Origin of the sequence: Sulfitobacter sp. HI0027, assembly GCF_001634775.1 — a bacterium.
Lineage (GTDB): Bacteria > Pseudomonadota > Alphaproteobacteria > Rhodobacterales > Rhodobacteraceae > Sulfitobacter.
On the sequence record NZ_LWER01000119.1, the window covers coordinates 1 to 295 of the forward strand.

A 295-nucleotide genomic window follows, 5' to 3' on the forward strand; every position below is an offset into this window, starting at 1 on the left:
CTCACCCTGCCGATGGCAAGCGCGGTGATCGACGAGATCGTATATTGCGACGAAGAGCAAATCGCCGCCGCGCTAAAGGTGCTGGCGTGGGAAGAGAATATGTTGGTCGAAGGGGCCGCCGCCTTGGCGCTGGCGGCCTATCTGGCGGAGCCGCAGAAATACGCAGGCCAAGCCTCTGCCGTTTTGCTTTGCGGGGGCAACTATGAGGTCGCGCAGTTGCGCAGCATTCTCTGATTGCAGCCCGGCCCGCTGTGGCGTCAGCGGGCCGGGCTGCAATCAGAGAATGCTGCGCAAC

1 pseudogene is annotated in these 295 nt (G+C 62.7%); it reads left to right on the forward strand.

From position 1 onward, the window contains the following. Positions 1-234: pseudogene (locus A3722_RS06445) on the forward strand (pyridoxal-phosphate dependent enzyme); the annotation flags it as partial. Between the last annotated feature and the right edge of the window lie 61 nt (positions 235-295).